At 65.7% G+C, this 18,885-nt stretch carries 17 protein-coding genes; 8 read left to right on the forward strand and 9 right to left on the reverse strand.

The window, feature by feature from the left end:
• Position 1 precedes the first annotated feature (1 nt).
• Positions 2 to 2,248, forward strand: a complete 2,247-nt coding sequence (rnr, locus tag IE00_RS04150) for a ribonuclease R (RefSeq protein WP_072295814.1) — start codon at positions 2 to 4, stop codon at positions 2,246 to 2,248.
• A 54-nt stretch (positions 2,249 to 2,302) separates the two neighbouring features.
• Here the strand turns inward: rnr and IE00_RS04155 are convergent, their stop codons facing one another.
• The 3 genes from IE00_RS04155 to IE00_RS04165 all read right to left on the reverse strand — a co-directional run bounded on the left by IE00_RS04155 (position 2,303) and on the right by IE00_RS04165 (position 6,733).
• Positions 2,303 to 3,613 (reverse strand): short-chain fatty acid transporter, encoded by a 1,311-nt coding sequence (locus IE00_RS04155; protein WP_072295815.1) that lies wholly within the window; start codon positions 3,611 to 3,613, stop codon positions 2,303 to 2,305.
• Positions 3,614 to 3,677: 64 nt separating this feature from the next.
• Positions 3,678 to 4,985, reverse strand: a complete 1,308-nt coding sequence (locus IE00_RS04160) for an HlyD family type I secretion periplasmic adaptor subunit (protein WP_072295816.1) — start codon at positions 4,983 to 4,985, stop codon at positions 3,678 to 3,680.
• Complete coding sequence (locus tag IE00_RS04165) at positions 4,982 to 6,733, reverse strand: type I secretion system permease/ATPase (protein ID WP_072295817.1); 1,752 nt, start codon at positions 6,731 to 6,733, stop codon at positions 4,982 to 4,984. The genes IE00_RS04160 and IE00_RS04165 overlap by 4 nt, the downstream gene beginning before the upstream one ends.
• 146 nt (positions 6,734 to 6,879) lie before the next feature.
• Between IE00_RS04165 and IE00_RS04170 the strand changes: the two genes are divergently transcribed.
• Both IE00_RS04170 and IE00_RS04175 read left to right on the forward strand, forming a co-directional pair.
• Positions 6,880 to 7,650 (forward strand): VacJ family lipoprotein, encoded by a 771-nt coding sequence (locus IE00_RS04170; protein ID WP_240493785.1) that lies wholly within the window; start codon positions 6,880 to 6,882, stop codon positions 7,648 to 7,650.
• The gene (locus IE00_RS04175) at positions 7,640 to 8,242 is read left to right on the forward strand and encodes a phospholipid-binding protein MlaC (RefSeq protein ID WP_170864078.1); all 603 of its coding nucleotides are present in this window, start codon (positions 7,640 to 7,642) and stop codon (positions 8,240 to 8,242) included. The genes IE00_RS04170 and IE00_RS04175 overlap by 11 nt, the downstream gene beginning before the upstream one ends.
• Positions 8,243 to 8,321: 79 nt before the next feature.
• Here IE00_RS04175 and IE00_RS04180 read toward each other — a convergent pair whose 3' ends face one another.
• Positions 8,322 to 10,613 (reverse strand): transglycosylase domain-containing protein, encoded by a 2,292-nt coding sequence (locus IE00_RS04180; protein WP_072295818.1) that lies wholly within the window; start codon positions 10,611 to 10,613, stop codon positions 8,322 to 8,324.
• Positions 10,614 to 10,977: 364 nt separating this feature from the next.
• On the opposite strand from IE00_RS04180, the gene IE00_RS04185 reads away from it, so the two are divergent.
• Positions 10,978 to 12,312, forward strand: a complete 1,335-nt coding sequence (locus IE00_RS04185; protein WP_083554040.1) for an ammonium transporter — start codon at positions 10,978 to 10,980, stop codon at positions 12,310 to 12,312.
• Between the two features lie 129 nt (positions 12,313 to 12,441).
• Here the strand turns inward: IE00_RS04185 and IE00_RS04190 are convergent, their stop codons facing one another.
• The gene (locus IE00_RS04190) at positions 12,442 to 13,443 is read right to left on the reverse strand and encodes a polyprenyl synthetase family protein (protein ID WP_072295819.1); all 1,002 of its coding nucleotides are present in this window, start codon (positions 13,441 to 13,443) and stop codon (positions 12,442 to 12,444) included.
• A gap of 75 nt (positions 13,444 to 13,518) precedes the next feature.
• Between IE00_RS04190 and IE00_RS04195 the strand changes: the two genes are divergently transcribed.
• The 3 genes from IE00_RS04195 to IE00_RS04205 are packed head-to-tail and all read left to right on the forward strand — an operon-like array spanning position 13,519 to position 14,704.
• Positions 13,519 to 13,728: a DUF2007 domain-containing protein gene (locus IE00_RS04195; protein ID WP_072295820.1), complete on the forward strand. Its 210-nt coding sequence runs from the start codon at positions 13,519 to 13,521 to the stop codon at positions 13,726 to 13,728.
• Positions 13,721 to 14,479 carry a tRNA1(Val) (adenine(37)-N6)-methyltransferase gene (locus IE00_RS04200; RefSeq protein WP_072295821.1) on the forward strand — a complete coding sequence of 253 codons (759 nt, stop codon included), beginning with the start codon at positions 13,721 to 13,723 and terminating at the stop codon, positions 14,477 to 14,479. Before IE00_RS04195 ends, IE00_RS04200 begins: the two co-directional genes overlap by 8 nt.
• 60 nt (positions 14,480 to 14,539) lie before the next feature.
• Positions 14,540 to 14,704: a YdcH family protein gene (locus IE00_RS04205; RefSeq protein ID WP_072295822.1), complete on the forward strand. Its 165-nt coding sequence runs from the start codon at positions 14,540 to 14,542 to the stop codon at positions 14,702 to 14,704.
• A gap of 72 nt (positions 14,705 to 14,776) precedes the next feature.
• On the opposite strand, the gene phbB is transcribed toward IE00_RS04205, so the two are convergent.
• The 3 genes from phbB to IE00_RS04220 all read right to left on the reverse strand — a co-directional run bounded on the left by phbB (position 14,777) and on the right by IE00_RS04220 (position 17,675).
• Positions 14,777 to 15,502, reverse strand: a complete 726-nt coding sequence (phbB, locus tag IE00_RS04210; protein ID WP_072295823.1) for an acetoacetyl-CoA reductase — start codon at positions 15,500 to 15,502, stop codon at positions 14,777 to 14,779.
• Between the two features lie 88 nt (positions 15,503 to 15,590).
• On the reverse strand, positions 15,591 to 16,763 hold the full coding sequence (locus tag IE00_RS04215) for an acetyl-CoA C-acetyltransferase (RefSeq protein ID WP_072295824.1): 1,173 nt from the start codon (positions 16,761 to 16,763) through the stop codon (positions 15,591 to 15,593).
• A gap of 96 nt (positions 16,764 to 16,859) precedes the next feature.
• On the reverse strand, positions 16,860 to 17,675 hold the full coding sequence (locus IE00_RS04220; protein WP_233490449.1) for an EAL domain-containing protein: 816 nt from the start codon (positions 17,673 to 17,675) through the stop codon (positions 16,860 to 16,862).
• A gap of 94 nt (positions 17,676 to 17,769) precedes the next feature.
• Here IE00_RS04220 and IE00_RS04225 point away from each other — a divergent pair, with 94 nt between their 5' ends.
• A complete protein-coding gene (locus tag IE00_RS04225; RefSeq protein ID WP_072295826.1) occupies positions 17,770 to 18,345 on the forward strand; it encodes a DNA-3-methyladenine glycosylase I in 576 nt (191 codons plus the stop codon).
• Here IE00_RS04225 and IE00_RS04230 read toward each other — a convergent pair.
• Entirely contained in the window at positions 18,323 to 18,883 is a 561-nt protein-coding gene (locus IE00_RS04230) for a TlpA disulfide reductase family protein (RefSeq protein ID WP_072295827.1), read from the reverse strand. The genes IE00_RS04225 and IE00_RS04230 overlap by 23 nt on opposite strands.
• Positions 18,884 to 18,885 lie beyond the last annotated feature (2 nt).

An 18,885-nucleotide genomic window follows, 5' to 3' on the forward strand; every position in this document is an offset into this window, starting at 1 on the left:
CATGACCCAGATCCCAAGCAAAGAACAGATTCTGGAATGGGTCGCCGCACATCCCGAGGCCAATTCCAAACGCGACATCGCCAAGGCCTTCGACATCAAGGGCGCGGCCCGCATCGACCTCAAGCGCCTGCTGAAGGAGCTTGAGGCCGCAGGCCAGCTGGAACGCCGCCGCCGCCATTACCTGGACGCCGAAAAGCTGCCCCCCGTGACGGTGCTGGAGCTGCTGGCCCCCGACGGGTCGGGCGACCTGTTCGCGCGACCGATGGAGTGGCGCAACGAAGGCCCGATGCCCCGCATCCTTTACGTCCCCCGCGAAAGCGACCCGGCCCTTGGACGCGGCGACCGCTTCCTGGGCCGCCTGGCCCCGGTCGTGGGCGAGGAATACCAATACGAGGCACGGTTGATCCGCCGCGTCACCGCCAGCCCCAACCGCATCACCGGCATCTTCCGCAAGGATACCGAAGGCGGCCGCATCATGCCCATCGACAAGGGCCAAGACCGCGAATGGCGCGTCCGCAGCGATGCGACGCTTGGCGCGGAAAACGGCGAACTGGTGCAGGGCGAACAGGTGGGCCCCAAGAACCGCATGGGCGTGCCTTGGGCGCGGATCATCGACCGCCTGGGTGACCCGTCGGCCCCGCGTGCGGTCAGCCTGATCGCCATCCATCAGCACGGCATCCCCGACGAATTTCCCGATGCCGTCATTTCGGAGGCGGAATCGGCCAAGCCCGCCACCATGAAGGGCCGCGACGACCTGCGCGATCTGCCGCTGGTCACCATCGACCCGTCCGACGCGCGCGACCACGATGACGCGGTCGCAGCCCAGGTCGAGGAGGATGGCGGCGCGACCATCTGGGTCGCCATCGCCGATGTCGCCCATTACGTCCGCACCGGCAGCGCGCTGGACCGCGAGGCGTGGAACCGCGGCAATTCCAGCTATTTCCCCGACCGCGTGGTGCCGATGCTGCCCGAGGCGCTGTCGGCGGACCTGTGTTCGCTGCACGAGGGTGTCGACCGCCCCGTCATCGCCGTCCGGATGCGACTGGACGCGCAGGGCAACAAGGCCAGCCATACCTTCCACCGCGCCATGATGAACAGCCGCGCCAGCCTGTCCTATGAACAGGCGCAGGCGGGGGCCGATGGCAATCCCGACGACCAGACCGCCCCCCTGATGGAGGAGGTCATCACGCCCCTGTGGCACGCCTATGGCCTGCTGAAATCGGCGCGTGAACGGCGTCAGCCGCTGGAACTGGACCTGCCCGAACGCCGGATCGAACTGACGCCCGATGGCCGCGTCAAAGACGTCAAGTTCCGCGAACGCTTCGACGCCCACAAGCTGATCGAGGAATTCATGGTGCTGGCGAATGTCGCCGCCGCCGAGGAACTGTCCAAGCGGTCCCGCCCTCTGCTGTTCCGCGTCCACGAGGAACCCAGCCTTGCCAAGATCGACGCGCTGCGCGAGGTCGCACAGGCATCGGGGTTCACGCTGGCCAAGGGGCAGGTGCTGCATACCAGCCACCTGAACCGCCTGCTGGCGCAATCGCAGGACACCGATTTCGACGAATTGATCAACATCTCGACCCTGCGGTCGATGACGCAGGCCTATTACCACCCTGAGAATTACGGCCATTTCGGCCTGTCGTTGAAAAGCTATGCGCATTTCACCTCGCCCATCCGCCGCTATGCCGACCTGATCGTCCATCGCGCGCTGATCGCGGGCCATGGCTGGGGCAAGGACGGGCTGAATGCAGACGAGATCGAGCGTCTGTCCGAAACCGCCACCCATATCAGCGAAACCGAACGCCGCAGCATGGCCGCCGAACGCGACACGACCGACCGCTATCTGGCGGCCTATCTGTCCGAACGGGTCGGCACGGAAATGACGGGCCGCATCAATGGGGTGCAGAAATTCGGCGCCTTCGTGAGGCTGGACGAAACCGGGGCGGACGGGTTGCTGCCGATCCGGTCGATCGGTCAGGAATATTTCCATTTCGACCCCGATGCCCATACCCTTGTCGGCAGCGATACGGGGTTGGAAATCGGCGTCGGCCAGCGGGTGACCGTGCGTCTGGCCGAAGCCGTCCCCGTCACCGGCGGTCTGATGCTGGAGCTGTTGGAGCTGGACGGCAAGGCGATGCCGCGCGGGCGCAGCAAGGGCCGTCGCGGCGCCACGCCGGGTCGCGTGTCGACCAAGGCGCGGCTGGCCGAGGTCAAGCGCGCCACCAAGCGGCGGCGCAAGAAGACCTGAGCTGCGCGACTGAGGCACAGGATATCGGGGGCGTGTCGCCACGCCCCCGGATTGTCAGATATAGTACAGGATCGCCCCGATCACCGCGCCGGCGATCAGCAGCTGCACCACGCAGAAGCCCATGATGTCGCGCGGCTTCAACCCGGCGATGCCCAGCATCGGCAAGGCCCAGAAGGGTTGCAGCATGTTGGTCCAGGCATCGCCCCAGGCCACGCCCATCACCACCTTGGCCACATCCGCACCCAAGGCTTCGGCTGCGGGCAGCATGACGGGGGCCTGAACCGCCCATTGGCCGCCGCCCGAGGGCACGAAGATGTTCACGATCCCGGCCGAGATGAAGCTCCAGAAGGGCAGGGTGGTCGCGGTCGAGATCGAGACGAACCATTCCGACAGGCTGGTCGCCAGCCCGCTTTGCACCATGATCGCCATGATCCCGGCATAGAAGGGGAACTGGATCACGATCCCCGCACCGCCGCGCACGCCCCCGTCCAGCGCCAGCAGCAGGCTGCGGGCGGAACCGTGACAGATGACGCCCAGGAACAGGAACAGGAAGTTCACGACGTTCAGGTTCAGCGCGCCCCCGGACAGGAAATGCATCAGCAGCCAGGCCAGACCCGGAATGCCGATCAGGTACATCAGCAGGGGGCTGGTCTCTAACCGCTCGGCGGGGGTGGGGCGGGCGGCAAGGGGTGCGGGTTCGGGGTCGCGCAGCTGATCGGGGTCGATCAGCACCTGCTCATCCTCCAAAGGCAGCATCATGCGGTTGACCAGCGGCACGGCGATGAACAGCGCCAGCACGATCAGCAGGTTCCAGCTGGCAAAGATCGTGTCGCCGGTCGGAATGACGCCGATCTGGGTTTCGGTGAAATGCCCCGGAGTGGCGATGGTCAGCGGGATCGACCCCGACAAGCCGCCATGCCAGATGATGAAGCCAGAATAGGCCGAGGCGACCAGCAGGCGGTAATCGACCCGCACCTGACGCGCGACCTCCTTGGCGAAGATGGCGCCGACGACCAGGCCAAAGCCCCAATTCACCCAGGCCGAAACCAGCGATACCAGCGTGACCAGCACGATGGCCGTGCCGCGGCTGCGGGCCAGACCGGCGATCCGCGCCAGCACCCGGCGCACCGGGGGCGAGGATGCCAGGATGAAGCCGGTAACCAGCACCAGCAGCATCTGCATGGCAAAGGACAGCAGTTCCCAGAACCCGTCCCCCCACATCCGCACCAGTTCGGTAGGGCCGGTGCCTTGGGTCAGCATGGCCGCCGCCGCCGCCACCAGCGTCAGGACGATGACGAAGATGAAGGCGTCGGGCAGCCAGCGCTCCATCAGGCGGCTGGCTGGCCGGGACAGTATTCTCAGCATGGTATTCCTCCTCTTGATGCGGCGCACGCTGCGTCAAGGAAGGGGTCTTGGCAACCGCCCCGGGTCAGCTTTCGCGGAAGGCGCGGTTGAAGTAATCGGCCAGCGGTTTCAGCAGATAGGCCATGGGGGTGCGTTCGCCGGTCTGGATATAGACCTCGACCGGCATGCCGGGGACAAGGGCCAGTGAGCCCAGCTTCTCCATCTCCTCGGGGGGGATGGAGACCTCGGCGCGGTAATAGGGGGCTCGCGTCGCCTCATCCAGCAGCGCGTCGGCCGACACGCGGTCCAGCCTGCCGTCGATCTCGGGGGTGGTGCGGGATGAGAAGGCGGAAAAGCGCAGCACGACCGGCTGGCCCACCATCACCTCGTCGATATTGATGGTCTGCAGGCGTGCGCCGATGACCAGCGGGCGATCCTGCGGGATGATATAGAGCAGCGGATCGGCCGGACGGATCACCGAACGCGGCGTCGTCACCTGCATGTTGTAGACCAGGCCCGAAACCGGGGCGCGGATCTCCAACCGGCTGATCTGTTCGACCAGGCTGCGGCGGCGTTCGGCCAGTTCCAGTTCGCGATAGCCCAGGTCGCGCAGCTCGGTTTCGGCCTGTTCGCGGCGTTCGGCGCCCAGCTGCAGGCGCTGGATTTCCAGCTCGGTCTGACGGATCAGGGCCGAGGCGCGGTTGGCCTGCAGCGATCCGAGTTCGCCATCCATCCGCGCGGCTTCGCGTTGCAGGGCCAGCACGCGCGATGCCTGCGCAAGTCCGCGATCCAGTAGGCTTTGCTGATCGACCAGTTCCTCTCCGATCAGGTCGCGCTGCGTGCCAAGCGCGTCGATCTGGGCATCGATCCCCTCGATTTCCGAGGTGATCTGGTCGCTTTGCTTGGCCAGTTGGTCCAGCGATTGGCGCAGCGTGTCCAGACGGGTGCGGAACAGGCTGGCTTGGCCCTCGACCAGGCCGGCAAGGTCGGGATCGTCCTTGGCAGCGGTCGTCAATTCGTCGGGGAAGGTGACCTCTTCGGTTTCGCCGCGTTCAGCCTCAAGACGCCCGCGACGGGCCAGAACCTCGAAATACTGGCCCTCGACGATGGTATGTTCGGTCCGCAGCAGCGTGCCGTCCAAGCCCAGCAGCAGGTCGCCCGCCTTGACGTCGGAGCCGTCCTTGACGGCGATGCTTTCCACCACGCCGCCATCGGGATGCTGCACGATCTGGCGCTGCTGTTCGACCTCGACCTGGCCCGAGGCGACCACCGCGCCCGAAATCTGCGACATCATCGCCCAGGCGATGAAACCGCCCACCAGGATGATGACGGCCAGAAGACCGGCGATGATGGGCGTGCGCACCGACCAGCGGGTGTCCAGACCGGGCGTCATGCGACACCTCCGGCAAGGCCGCCCGTCTGCGATTGCATGATCTGTGCCGAATTCTTGACCATCTGTTGCAGCACCTTGTCGCGCGGGCCAAAGGCGCGGATGATTCCGGCCTCCATCACCAGCAGGTTTTCGCATTCGTTGATGGCGGCAGGACGGTGGGCCATGATGATCACCGCGCCGTTCTGCGCCTTCAGTCGCCGGATCGCCTGGTTCAGCGCCTCGGAACCCTGGTTGTCCAGGTTCGAGTTCGGCTCGTCCAGAACCAGCAGGACCGGATCGGGATAGAGCGCGCGGGCCAGCCCGATGCGCTGGATCTGGCCGCCGGACAGGCGTCCTGCGGTCTGGCTGATGCGGGTGTCATACCCGTTCGGCAGATCCAGGATCATCTGGTGGGCCGCCGCGGCGCGCGCGGCCTGAACCACGCGGGCAGGATCCGGCTCGGGGGCAAGGCGGGCGATGTTTTCCGCGATGGTGCCGTCGAACAGCGTCACCTGCTGCGGCAGATAGCCGATCAGGCCGCCCAGCACGTCAGGGTCGTATTGGTCCAGCGTCGCCCCGCCCAGCCTGATAAAGCCGCCGCCGACGGGCCATGCGCCGATCAGCGCACGGGCCAGCGTCGATTTTCCCGCCCCCGAAGGGCCGATCACGCCAAGCGCCGTGCCGGGGGCAACCTTGAAGGTGATGCCGCGCAGCGTGGCCGATTGTTCGCCCGGAGGCGCGACGACCAGGTTGCGCACGTCCAAGGCGGCCTCGGGGCGGGGCAGAGGGGTGCGGGCGGATTCGGGCGGACGCCGTCCCAGCAGGTTCGCCAGCCGTTTCCAGCCGTCCTGCGCCGCCTGCACGGCAGGCCAGCCGCCGACCAGCTGATCGACCGGCGCCAACGCCCGGCCCATCATGATCGAACTGGCGATCATCGCCCCCGGCGTCAGTTCCTGACGCAGGACCAGCAAGGCGCCCACCGCCAGCATCGCGCTTTGCAGGAACAGCCGGAAGCTGCGGGAAAAGACGCCGAACCCGCCGGACAGATCGCCGGCACGGACCGTGCTTTCCTGGGCTTCGCGGCGGAATTTCTGCCAGCGGGCATGGGTCGCGCCGCGCATCCCCAGGGCGCAGATGACCTCGCCCTCGTCCCGGTAAAGGTCGGCCATGCGCTGTGCCTGGGCGGCCGAGCGCGCCGATTGTTGCAGCGGCACCTTGGTCAGGCCGCGATTCGCGATGGTGGCGATGACCAGGATGAAACCGCCCGCCGTCGCCACGATCCCCAGAAGCGGGTGGAACATATAGATGGCCGCCAGAAACAGCGGTGCCCAGGGCAGGTCGAAGAAAGCCAGCGTGACCGGCGATGCGATCAGGCGCTGGACGGCGTCCAGGTCGCGCATGCCGCTGGCGGTCGCGGCGGATTCGTCACCCCTGACGGCCCCCTCGCGCAGGGCGGCGTTGAAGACGCGCGGTTCGATCCGGTCCTGGAAACGGGCGGCGACGCGTTGCATCACCCGGCTGCGGATCATGTCGACCGCACCCATCAACAGGAACAGGAACGTCACCAGCACGAACAGCGCCGTCAGCGTCTCGACCGAGCGCGAGGCCAGCACCCTGTCATAGACCTGCAGCATGAACAGCGGTCCGGTCAGCATCAGCAGGTTCACAACCGCCGAAAACACCGCGACCGCCGCGAATAATTGCCAACCCGTTGCGCGGGCCTGCCGCAATTCGCGCATCCCGTCGTGATTGCCTGATACTGTTGCCATCTTTACGCCTTCATGCCCCCCGGATTGGAACCCGGGGCTTGCCACATCAACATGACAACCATATCACCGCCCCAAGCTTATACCAGCCTGTCCCGAAGGCCCATCGTGCCTTGCAACGATTAGGAATTCCTTTGCGCCCATTGATCTTGACGGCGCTTGTCGCGCTGCCCCTGCTGACGGGCTGCGCCAGCGCGCCGGTCCAGCAGGATGGAATCACCATCAACGACCCCTACGAGGCGCAGAACCGTCGCGTCCACGCCTTCAACAAGGGCTTGGATTCGCATGTGATCGGCCCGATCGCCGATCTTGCGGGGGGCCAGGACGATGCCAAGACCGCGCCGGTCGATCCCGATGCACCCATCGGGCTGCTGCAGATGGTCATCAATGCCGGGCGCAACCTGTCGCTGCCGGTGAAATCGGTGAACGGCCTGCTGCAGGGGCGACCGGGCAATGCGGGGCGCAACCTGTCGCGCTTTGCGATCAACTCGACCCTGGGGTTGGGGGGTGTCTTCGATCCGGCCATGGACAATTTCGGCATATCCGAACGCGATACCGATTTCGGGGAAACCCTGGCCGTCTGGGGCGTCCCCGAAGGTCCCTATTTCGAACTGCCGGTCTTGGGGCCATCGACCCGGCGCGACGCGGTGGGGCAGGTGGTCGATCTGCTGATCGACCCGATGTATCACCTGTTGGACGGCCAGGATCGCGCGGTGGTCTTTGGCCTGCGCGTCGCCTCAAAAGCCGGTGATCGGGCGCGGTTCGGGGACAGCGTGGATGGCATCCTGCAGGGAAGTGCGGATAGCTATGCGCAGACGCGGCTGATCTGGCTGATGAACCGCCGCCACGATTTGGGAGAAGAACGTGCAGATTACGACCCCTATGACGACGCCGATGTCATCGACCCCTATGCGGAGTGACCGCCGCGGCTTTCTGGGGCTGCTGGCCTGTGCAGGCGTCGCGGCCGTGCTGCCCTTTCGCCCCGCCCATGCGCTGGATGCGGGCAGTGCCCGCGCCCTGATCGACCGGTCCCTGGGCGAGGTCTATCAGGTCATCAATTCCGGGCAGGCCCCCGCAACGATGTATCAGCAGTTCGAGGCGATCTTTGCCCGCTATGCCGATGTGGACGTGATCGCGCGATCCGCACTGGGGCCCGCGGCGCGCCAGACCGATGGGGCGACCTTCGCGGCCTACAAGCAGGCCTTCCAGGGGTATATCGGGCGCAAATACGGCAAGCGCTTTCATGAATTCGTCGGATCGCGGATCGAGGTGACGGGCGCGCGGCAGCTGAAAAGCTTCTATGCGGTCACGTCGGTCGCCTATCTGAACGGTCGCGCGCCGATGGAGGTCGAGTGGCATGTCTCGGACCGCTCGGGCCAGGATCTGTATTTCAACATCATCATCGAGGGCGTGAACATGCTGGCCAGCGAACGGGCCGAGGTCGCGGCCATGCTGTCGCGGCGCAGGGGCGACGTCGCCGCGCTGACCGCCGATCTGCGCCAAGCCGGCTGACCAGCCACACCATCCGCACCGCATCGATAAAGGGCACCCCGCAGGGTGCCCTTTTGCCGTTGTCGCGGGAGGTGTTTCGTCAGTTGCCCGACAGGATGCCGTTCAGCGCCCGGCTGAGGGCGTCGTCCGAGCTGGCCTCGCTGCTGTCGCCCGGCGTGGCGGCGGGGTTGCCGCCTCCTTCGCCCGGCGCGGTGATGACACGCCCGCCCTGGTCCTGGCCGTTCACGCCGTTCATGACGCCTGCCAGCGCGGCGGCCAGGGGATCATCCGCCGATCCGCTGGTCACGACCTGCGGCGTGCTGCCGCCGCTGGACATGATGATGCCGCTGCCATCGGGGGACACGGTCGACAGGGGCAGTTCGGGCAGGCCGTCATGGATCTCCTCCATCACCGCCTGCCAGATCTCGGCGGGCAGACCACCGCCGGTCACGCCGGTCAGGGGCTTGTTGTCATCATTGCCCATCCAGACGCCGGTGACGTATTGTTCCGAAAAGCCCACGAACCACGCGTCGCGATAGCTGCTGGTCGTGCCGGTCTTGCCGGCCACGGGGCGCGATCCCAGCTGGGCGCGGCCGCCGGTGCCTTCCTGGATGACCTTCTGCATCATGTAGATCAGCTGGCCTGCCGCGCGCTGGCTGATGACGCGTTCGCCAAAGCCACCCGTCTGGCCCATCAGCGGCTGGTCGTCGCCCTGGACGTTCAGTTCCACCAGGCCATAAGGCGCGACCGAGGTGCCGCCGTTGCGGATGCCCGCATAGGCGCCGGTCAGTTCCAGCAGCGTCGCCTCGGATGCGCCCAGGCCCAAAGACGGGCTGCGGGTCAGGTTGCTGACGATGCCGAAATCATGGGCGACGCGGATGACCTCGTCGCGGCCCACGACCTCCTGCAGGCGGATGGTGGCGGTGTTCAGCGACCGCTTGAGCGCGTCGGTCAGCGTCACCTGGCCGTAATAGCGGCGGGTATAGTTTTTAGGCGACCAGTTCTTGCCGCCCGGAATCCGGATGGTCAGGGGGCCGTCCTCGATCCGGTCGCCGGGCCCATAGCCCGCCTCCAAGGCCGCGGCATAGACGAAGGGCTTGAAGCTGGACCCGGTCTGGCGCTTGGCCTGGCTGGCGCGGTTGAAGGCGCCGTTCACCGTGGTGTCGCGCCCGCCGATCATGGCGCGCACGGCACCATCGGCGGACATCACCACGACCGCGGCCTCGGCGGTCGAGCCGTCCTTGACCTTTTCGTCAAAGACCCGCTTCAGCGCCCGTTCGGCCGCACGCTGGATGCGCTGGTCGAAGGTGGTGGTGATGGTCACGTCCTCGGTCGTTTCGCTGGTCAGGAAGCCCGGGCCCGATTCCATCAGCCAATCGGCGAAGTATCCGCCCGCGCGGGCCTTGGCGGCCTGCGACAACTCGGCGGGGTTGGCGCGGGCCTGGGTCAGTTCCGCATCGGTCAGATAGCCTTCCTCGTGCATCAGGCCCAGGACCGTGTCGGCACGTTCCTGGCTGCGCGACAGGTTGGCGGTGGGCGCGTAATAGCTGGGCGCGCGCAGCAGGCCCGCCAGCATCGCGGATTGCTGGGCGTTCACCTCGCTGGCGGGGACGTTGAAATAGCGCTGGCTGGCGGCCTCGAAGCCGCGCGCGCCGGCACCCAGATAGGACCGGTTCATATAGATGTTGAGGATGTCGTCCTTGCTGTATTTCGCCTCCATGGCGAAGGCATAGGGGACTTCCTTGATCTTGCGCCAGACGCCGCCCGACCGGCAGTCGGCCTCGAACTCGGCCTCGTTCTTGAAGCGGGTCGGGTCGAAAGTGTCGCCCAGGCACAGCAGCTTCGCGACCTGCTGGGTGATGGTGGACCCGCCATTGCCCTCCAGCGGCCCGCGTCCTGCGGCCAGGTTGATCTTGATGGCGCTGGCGATGCCGCGGGGGCTGACGCCGAAATGGCGGAAGAAGCGGCGGTCCTCGGTCGAGATCACGGCCTGCTTCAGCACCGGCGCGATCTTTTCGCTGTTGACCGCGCCAAAGGTTTCCCCCCGCCACGCAAAGACGCGCTTGTCGCGGTCCAGCATGGTGACGCTGCCGCGCGCGCGACCGTCAAACAGCGCCGAGGCCTCGGGCAGGGTGACATAGAAATAGCCGGTGGCAGCGCCGATGATCAGCGCGACCACCATGGCCAGGCGCCAGACCGACCCCCAGACCACCCGCCAGATCAGCGTCACCAGGGCCGCGATCCAGCCGAAGATCCCGCCGCGACGGGGCTTGGGGTTCTTGTGGCGGGTCACCTTGCGCCGCTTGGTGTCGGCCGCGTCGTCCGACAGAGTGCGCTTGTCGGCAACAGGGCTCTTGCCCGTGCGGGTCGGGGTTCCGGTGGGTCTTTTCATGCCTTGAATGCCTGCGTCTTTGCCATGCCGGTTGATCCGGCCAAGATTGCGCCCAGCCTACAGCATGTTTGCCAGCAGGGGAATTGGGGTGACCAATCCGTGATGTCGAAGGGCGGAACCGTGCCGGATGGGCCTGCGGGCCTTGCGAGACAAGATGCACAGGGCAAAGGCAGGCGTGGCGGCCCTGCGGACAGATGCTGCCCTTTTAATGGGCGATTGCTCCGATTTCAGCCTGCCGAACGGGCAGCGGCGATTTCTGGGCGATCCGACCCTGCGCCAATCTTTGCCGACGTGCCGGAATTGCACATGAAAGGGGCGATGGCAGCCGGTCCGGTGGCTGCGGCACGAAGCGAGGTTTAATCCCATGAACAAGACCCTTCCGCTCATCGCGACACTTGCGACGCTGGCAGCCTATCCTGCTGCCGCGCAGGATGCCGCGGCGCCCGCGGAGGCGGCTGCCGCAGTCAGCGCGGATGTCGTCTATATCTTCAACACGCTGCTGTTCCTGATGGGCGGTTTCCTGGTCATGTGGATGGCCGCAGGCTTTGCCATGCTGGAGGCGGGCCTGGTGCGGTCCAAGAACGTCACCACGCAGCTGTTCAAGAACATCTCCTTGTTCGCCATCGCGGGCATCATGTACTGGCTGATCGGCTATAACCTGATGTATCCGGGCGATGGCTGGACCGTGCAGGGCGTCATCGGCCAGATCTTCAGCCCCAAGGGCCTGGACGCCGTGGGCGCGGGGAATGCCGAGGACGGCTATTCGGCCGGTTCGGACTTCTTCTTCCAACTGATGTTCTGCGCCACGACCGCATCCATCGTGTCGGGCACCCTGGCCGAGCGGGTCAAGCTGTGGCCCTTCCTGATCTTCACCGTCATCCTGACCGGCCTGATCTATCCCATCGAAGCCAGCTGGCAGTGGGGCGGCGGCTTCCTGTCGGAAATGGGCTTCTCGGATTTCGCAGGCTCGACCCTGGTCCATGCGGCGGGCGGTTTCGCGGCCCTGGCCGGCGCGATCGTGCTGGGTGCACGCACCGGCAAGTATCGTCCCGACGGGCGCATGCAGCCGATGCCCGGTTCGAACCTGGCCCTGGCCACGCTTGGCACCTTCATCCTGTGGCTGGGTTGGTTCGGCTTCAACGGCGCATCGCAGCTGGCCATCGGGTCGGTGAATGACGCGGCCGATGTCAGCCGCATCTTCGTGAACACCAACATGGCCGCCTCGGGTGGCGCGGTCGCCGCGATCATCGTGACGCAGCTGCTTTACGGCAAGATCGACCTGACCATGGTGCTGAACGGCGCGCTGGCGGGTCTGGTCGCCATCACCGCCGAACCGCTGACCCCGACCGTCTTTGCCGCCATCCTGATCGGGGGTGTCGGTGGCGCGCTGGCCGTCTTCGTGGTGCCGATGCTGGACAAGCTGAAGATCGATGACGTCGTGGGCGCCATTCCGGTCCACCTGGTCGCCGGCATCTGGGGCACGATGATCGTCCCGGCCACCAATGAGGGCACCAGCTTCGTGACGCAGGCCATCGGCGTGGCCGCGGTCGGCGGCTTCGTCTTCGTCATCAGCTTCATCGTCTGGACGGTGCTGAAGGCGACGATGGGCATTCGCGTCAGCAAGGAAGCCGAAATCAGCGGGCTGGATATTTCGGAAATGGGCATGGAGGCCTATCCCGACTTCGTCCAGGCCAAGTAATCCAAGGTCTCTTCCCGGAGAGGGGGCGGGTCGCGCAGGCGATCCGCCCCTTCCGCATTTCGGGACGGCCATGAAAAACGCCCGAACCTTTGCAGGTCCGGGCGCTTTACATGCAGGGATTCGGTGTCTTCAGGTGACGCGGCTGACCACGAAATCGGCCAAATCGGTCAGCATGTCGCGAATGGGATGTTCGGGCAGCGCCGTCAGCGACGCCTTGGCCTTGTCCGCCCAGGCCAGCGCATCCGCACGGGCCGCATCCATGGCCCCATGACGCGCCAGCAGCGACAGCGCATGGTCCAGGTCGCCTTCGCGCTGATCGCCCTTTTCGATGGTCCGTGCCCAGAAGGCGCGTTCCTGGTCGTCGGCCTTGGCCACCGCCTTGATCACCGGCAGGGTCAGCTTGCGTTCGCGGAAATCGTCGCCGACATTCTTGCCGATGGTTTCCGTCGCCCCGCCGTAATCCAGAAGGTCGTCGACGATCTGGAAGGCGATGCCAAGCGCGTCTCCGTAATCGAACAGCGCCTGCACCTGATCGGCCGGCGCGCCGGCGATGACGCCCCCCACCTCGGTCGCGGCGGAAAACAGGGCTGCGGTCTTGCCGCGCACGACCTGCAGATAGATCGCCTCGGTCGTGGCCAGGTCCTGGGCGGCGGTCAGCTGCAGCACCTCGCCCTCGGCGATGGTGGCGCTGGCATTGGCCAGGATCTCCAACGTCCGCATGTTGCCCGGTTCGACCATCAACTGAAAGCTGCGGGCGAACAGGTAATCGCCGACCAGCACGCTGGACTTGTTGTCCCACAGCAGGTTTGCCGTCGGACGCCCGCGCCGCTGGCTGCTTTCGTCGACCACATCGTCATGCAGCAGGGTCGCGGTGTGGATGAATTCCACCGTCGCGGCCAGATGGACGTGATAGGGGCCGTCGTAACCGACCATCCGGGCGGCGGCCAATGTCAGCATCGGGCGCAGGCGCTTGCCCCCGGCGTCGATCAGATGGGCGGTCACCTCGGGGATGCGCGGCGCGTGGCGGCTGGCCATGCGTTCGCGGATCAGGGCGTTCACCGCCTGCATTTCGTTGCTCAGCGCTTCCGACAGCCGATCCAGCGGTTTGCGGACGTTTTCCTGCAAAGTCATGGCATAATCCCGTATCTGCGGCCCTGCATTGCCACGCCATCGACAATTTCGCAACCGCGCCTTAACGTCGCGTCCATGAAAGAGCTTTTTCGCAGCAACGATCCCGTGCGCATGTCCGCCGCCACCAGCCTGCTGGAGGCCGAAGGCATCGTGACCTTCCAGATGGACCAGCACATGAGCGTGCTTGAAGGCTCGATCGGGGTCCTGCCGGCCCGGCTGATGGTGGCCGATCGCGACGAATTCGCGGCCCGTGCCATCCTGCGCGATACAGGGCTTGATGACTGACCTGCGGACCGATGATTTTCTGGACGGCCGGCTGCAGATCACGCAGCCGGTGCGGGGCTATCGGTCGGGCACCGATGCGGTGATGCTGGCGGCGGCCTGTCCGGCGCAGACCGGGCAATCGGTGCTGGAACTGGGCTGCGGGGCCGGGGTCGCGGTGCTGTGCCTGGGCTGGCGGGTCCGTGGCCTGTCGATCACGGGCGTGGAACAGCAGGGAGCCTATGCCGACCTGGCGCGGCAGAATGCCGAACGCAACCTGGTGGCCATGCAGATCGTCACCAGCGACCTTCAGGCCCTGCCGGCCGCATTGCGGGCGACCAGTTTCGACCATGTGATGATGAACCCGCCCTATTTCCTGGGCGGCACGCTGGCCCCCGATCGCGGTCGCGCCATATCGCGGACCGAGGCGACGCCGCTGGATCTGTGGGTCGATGCGGGGCTGCGGCGTCTGCGGCCCGGCGGATGGCTGACGATGATCCAGCGTGCCGACCGCCTGGACGGGCTGATCTGCGCGCTGGCGGGGCGTGCGGGGGCGATCACCGTCCTGCCCATCGCCGCCCGGCAGGGTCGCGATGCCGGCCGGGTGATCGTGCTGGCCCGCAAGGGCGCGCGGGCGCCGATGCGCCTGATGGCGCCCTTCGTGCTTCACCAGGCGCCCCGTCATGAAACCGACGCCGAGGACCTGACGTTGCAGGCCATGCAGGTGCTGCGCGACGGGTCGCCGATCCGGCTGGGGATTGCAAAAGTCCCGTGACAGAATCGTCGGGCTGTGCTGCAATCAAAGGGTTCGACGAACATAGCCAAGGAGGACGTAATGACGGTTGCTTCTCATGTCGAGGAACTTCGCAGGAAACACCAACACCTCTCTGATGCCGTTGAAAGGGCACAGAAAAGTCCCGGCACCAAGGATCTGGAAATCGCCCAGATGAAACGTCAGAAGCTGCGCATCAAGGAAGAGATTACCCGGCTTGCCAACTGATCCCGTTGAACAGTGAGTTTTTCATGAAAAGGCCCGCGCACGATGCGCGGGCCGATTTCGTTTCAGGGTCGATCACACGAAGAACTGGCCGCCATTCGCACTGATGGTCGAACCGGTGATGAAGCCCGCATCTTCGGCCGCAAGGAAAACCACCGCACGGGCGATTTCCTCGGGCTCGCCCAGGCGACCGACAGGGATCTGTGGGATGATGCGTTCGTTCAGCACCTTTTCCGGAATCGCACGGACCATTTCGGTCCCGATATAGCCGGGGCAGATGGCGTTGACGGTGATGCCCGCGCGCGCACCTTCTTGGGCCAGCGCCTTGGTGAAACCCAGATCGCCCGCCTTGGCCGCGCTGTAGTTGGCCTGACCCGCCTGGCCCTTCTGCCCGTTGATCGAGCTGATGTTGATGACCCGGCCGAACTTGCGGTCGCGCATGCCGGTCCAGACCACATGGGTCATGTTGAAGACGCCGGTCAGGTTGGTGTCGATGACCTCTTTCCACTGCTGCGGCGTCATCTTGTGGAACATCGCGTCGCGGGTGATGCCCGCGTTGTTGACCAGCACCTCGACCGGGCCCAGATCGCTTTCGATCTGGGCGATGCCTGCGGCGCAGGCGTCGTAATCGGCGACCGACCACTTGAAGGTCTTGATGCCCGTTTCATCCGTGAAGGCCTTCGCGGCGTCGTCATTGCCCGCATAGTTCGCGGCGACGACATAGCCGGCCTGCTGAAGGGCCTTGCTGATGGCGGCGCCGATTCCCCGCGACCCCCCCGTGACCAAAGCGACTTTCGACATGGATGCTCCCCCGTATTAATTCAGAACCATTGAAATATTGCTACATAAGCAGTTTTGGGCGCGCAAGATAATTGCGCTACCGATTGCATTACCGTTCCAGGCACATGGCCACGCCCATGCCGCCACCGATGCACAGCGTGGCAAGGCCCTTCTTGGCGTCGCGGCGCTTCATCTCGAACAGCAGGGTGTTCAGGACGCGGCACCCCGAGGCACCGATCGGGTGGCCGATGGCGATGGCGCCGCCGTTCACGTTCACGATGGACGGGTCCCAGCCCATGTCCTTGTTGACGGCGCAGGCCTGGGCGGCGAAAGCCTCGTTCGCCTCGACCAGGTCCAGGTCGCCCACCGACCAGCCGGCCTTTTCCAGCGCCTTGCGGCTGGCCGGGATCGGGCCGGTGCCCATGATGGCGGGGTCCAGGCCGGCGGTGGCATAGGATGCGATGCGGGCCAGCGGGGTCAGGCCACGGCGGGCGGCCTCGTCCTCGGTCATCACCATCACCGCGGCGGCGCCGTCGTTCAGCCCCGAGGCATTGGCCGCCGTCACCGTGCCGTCGCGGGTAAAGGCGGGGCGCAGCTTCTGCATCGCCTCGATCGTGGCGCCGTGGCGGATGTATTCGTCCTGGTCGACGACGGTGTCGCCCTTGCGGGTCTTGACGGTATAGGCGGCGATCTCATCGGCGAAGCGGCCGGCCTTCTGAGCGGCCTCGGCCTTGTTCTGGGATGCCACGGCGAATTCGTCCTGCTGGTCGCGGCTGATCGACCAGCGATCGGCGACGTTTTCGGCCGTCTGCCCCATGTGATAGTTGTTGAAGGCGTCCCACAGCCCGTCGCGGATCATGGTGTCGACCATCTGCATGTCGCCCATCTTCTGACCGGCGCGCAGATAGGCGGCGTGCTGTGCCAGCGACATGCTTTCCTGCCCCCCGGCCAGCACGATGTTCGCGTCGCCCAGAATGACCTGCTGGGCGGCCAGCGCGACGGCGCGCAGGCCCGAACCGCAGACCTGGTTGATCAGCCAGGCGGCGGATTCCTGCGGCAGCCCGGCATTGATATGGGCCTGGCGCGCGGGGTTCTGGCCTTGGGCGGCGGTCAGCACCTGGCCCAGGATCGTTTCGCTGATTTCGGCGGGATCGACACCGGCGCGGGCGACGACCTCCTTCAGGACGGCGGCACCAAGATCATGGGCCGGGACATTCGCGAATGCGCCCATAAAGCTGCCGACGGGCGTGCGTGCGGCAGAGACGATGACGGCTTTGGACATGGTAGGCTCCTTCCCTGGGCGGTCGGACGGGCCGACCTTCTGGGGTCAGGATGCTGTTTCGGGACGTAACGTCAAGCTCCGATGCCGCGAGCCCTGTCAGCGCGCCGCACGCGAAGGTGGTTTTTTCCAGGGGGGCGCGATGGTGGGTGCACCGAAGTAGTAGCCCTGCAGGCAGTCGATTCCCAGGTCGATCAGGAAGCTGGCGTCATCGGCGGTTTCCACCGATTCGGCGACGGTGAACATGTCGAAATGATGCGCGATGGATTGCAGCGCGCGGGTCAGGATCTGGTTGTCGGGATTGGCGGCGATGGAGCGGATGAACTGCCCGTCGATCTTGATCATGTCGAAGCAGAAGTCGCGCAGGTAGCGGAACGAGGTATAGCCCGCGCCGAAATCGTCCAGCGCCAGGCTGATGCCGTAACCCTGAACTTCGGCCATGAAATGCTGGACCTCGTTCGGCATGCCCATGGCCGAACTTTCGGTGATTTCCAGGATCAGCCTTTCGCCCACCATCGGATCGTCCGAAATGCCCCGCCGCAGCGTATTGATCCAGTCCGGGTACTGGATCGAGCGCGCCGACATGTTGATCGACAGGCGCAGCGACGGGTCCTCGACCAGGGTCTTCAGCCCAAGCGACAGCGACAGGCAGTCGATCTTGCGACCCAGTTCGGTGGTTTCCGCCTGCGGCATGAAATCGCGCAGGGGAACCAGGCGGCCGCTGTCGTCGATGATGCGGATCAGCCCTTCCCAGAAGGCGGGCGACTTGGTGCTTTGGGATTGCACGATGGGCTGAAAGGCCAGCACGGCGCTGGCCTTTTCGACCGCTGCGGCCACCGCCGACAAGGTGACGCGATCCTGAAGGCGGATAGCATCTTCCAGCGGCGAACTGTTGTTCTGGTATAGGTCGCTCACGGTGGGCCCCATCTTGTCAGCTCTGCTTGCAGTCTGAGTATGATGGCTTAATCTTGAGTGAATCGTCAGTGTTTTCTCAACTCAGGGTTAATGAATGCTTGCACGTTGCAGCTGGTGCGGCAGTGACCCGCTTTACGTCGCCTATCACGACACCGACTGGGGCGTGCCCGAACACGACCCGCGCGCATTGTGGGAAAAGCTGGTGCTGGACGGGTTCCAGGCGGGGCTCAGCTGGATCACCATCCTGCGCAAGCGCCCGGCATTCCGGCAGGAATTCGACGGCTTCGATCCGGCCCGCGTCGCGCTGTGGGACGAAGACCGCATCGACCGCGCCCTGACCAATCCCGGCATCGTGCGCCATCGCGGCAAGATCACCGCCACCGTCCGCAGCGCCAACCTGTTCCAGGAGATCGAGGCGACTGAGGGATTCGCCCCCTGGCTGTGGTCCTTCGTGGGGGGCGCGCCGATCCAGAATGCCTGGCCCGACATGGCCAGCGTGCCGACCGCCACCCCCGAATCGACGGCCATGTCCAAGGCGCTGAAGGCGCGCGGGTTCAATTACTGCGGGCCGGTCATCACCTATGCCTTCATGCAGGCGACGGGGATGGTGAACGATCACATCACCTCCTGCCACCGCCATGACGCGGTCAGGGCGCTGTCAGCTGGGTGATCAGGGTCTTGGCGGCCTGCGAATCCCATTCGGCATCGCCCAGGTAACGCGCGACCTCGGTCCCCTCGCGGTCGATCAGCACGCTGACCGGCAGGCCGACGACGCCCATGTCGCGGGCGACCATCTGGCGCGGGTCCAGCAGGATGGGCAGGTTTTCCACCCCGACCTCGTCGAAGAAGGACTGGATGCGGGCGGGCGCGTTGCGACCCGTGGCGATGGTCACGACCTGAAAGTCGTCACCCCCCAGTTCGGCCTGCAGGCGGTCCAGCGCGGGCATTTCCTCGCGGCAGGGGGCGCACCAGGTGGCCCAGAAATTCACCAGCACGACCTTGCCCCGGTAATCGGCCAGGGTATGGGTGCCGCCGTCGACATCCGTGAATTCGGTGTCGCTGATCGGCGCGGGGTCGTCGGCGACGACCAGCTTTTCCAACCCGGCCTCCTTGGCGGCCTGCCAGTCGGGGGTCGGTGTGGGGCTTTGGGCAAAGGCGGTGTTTGCACCGAAAACAAGTGCCGTATAAAGCAGGGCGGAACGCAGCATGT

The sequence above is a fragment of the Paracoccus sp. SM22M-07 genome (assembly GCF_001887735.1).
Classification (GTDB): Bacteria; Pseudomonadota; Alphaproteobacteria; order Rhodobacterales; family Rhodobacteraceae; genus Paracoccus.

What these genes read in the sequence shown, in the direction of transcription:
- rnr (WP_072295814.1), top strand. Translation starts at nt 2, where the DNA reads ATGACCCAGATCCCAAGCAAAGAACAGATTCTGGAATGGGTCGCCGCA.
- IE00_RS04155 (WP_072295815.1), bottom strand. Translation starts at nt 3,613, where the DNA reads ATGCTGAGAATACTGTCCCGGCCAGCCAGCCGCCTGATGGAGCGCTGG.
- IE00_RS04160 (WP_072295816.1), bottom strand. Translation starts at nt 4,985, where the DNA reads ATGACGCCCGGTCTGGACACCCGCTGGTCGGTGCGCACGCCCATCATC.
- IE00_RS04165 (WP_072295817.1), bottom strand. Translation starts at nt 6,733, where the DNA reads ATGGCAACAGTATCAGGCAATCACGACGGGATGCGCGAATTGCGGCAG.
- IE00_RS04175 (WP_170864078.1), top strand. Translation starts at nt 7,640, where the DNA reads ATGCGGAGTGACCGCCGCGGCTTTCTGGGGCTGCTGGCCTGTGCAGGC.
- IE00_RS04180 (WP_072295818.1), bottom strand. Translation starts at nt 10,613, where the DNA reads ATGAAAAGACCCACCGGAACCCCGACCCGCACGGGCAAGAGCCCTGTT.
- IE00_RS04185 (WP_083554040.1), top strand. Translation starts at nt 10,978, where the DNA reads ATGAACAAGACCCTTCCGCTCATCGCGACACTTGCGACGCTGGCAGCC.
- IE00_RS04190 (WP_072295819.1), bottom strand. Translation starts at nt 13,443, where the DNA reads ATGACTTTGCAGGAAAACGTCCGCAAACCGCTGGATCGGCTGTCGGAA.
- IE00_RS04195 (WP_072295820.1), top strand. Translation starts at nt 13,519, where the DNA reads ATGAAAGAGCTTTTTCGCAGCAACGATCCCGTGCGCATGTCCGCCGCC.
- IE00_RS04200 (WP_072295821.1), top strand. Translation starts at nt 13,721, where the DNA reads ATGACTGACCTGCGGACCGATGATTTTCTGGACGGCCGGCTGCAGATC.
- IE00_RS04205 (WP_072295822.1), top strand. Translation starts at nt 14,540, where the DNA reads ATGACGGTTGCTTCTCATGTCGAGGAACTTCGCAGGAAACACCAACAC.
- phbB (WP_072295823.1), bottom strand. Translation starts at nt 15,502, where the DNA reads ATGTCGAAAGTCGCTTTGGTCACGGGGGGGTCGCGGGGAATCGGCGCC.
- IE00_RS04215 (WP_072295824.1), bottom strand. Translation starts at nt 16,763, where the DNA reads ATGTCCAAAGCCGTCATCGTCTCTGCCGCACGCACGCCCGTCGGCAGC.
- IE00_RS04225 (WP_072295826.1), top strand. Translation starts at nt 17,770, where the DNA reads ATGCTTGCACGTTGCAGCTGGTGCGGCAGTGACCCGCTTTACGTCGCC.
- IE00_RS04230 (WP_072295827.1), bottom strand. Translation starts at nt 18,883, where the DNA reads ATGCTGCGTTCCGCCCTGCTTTATACGGCACTTGTTTTCGGTGCAAAC.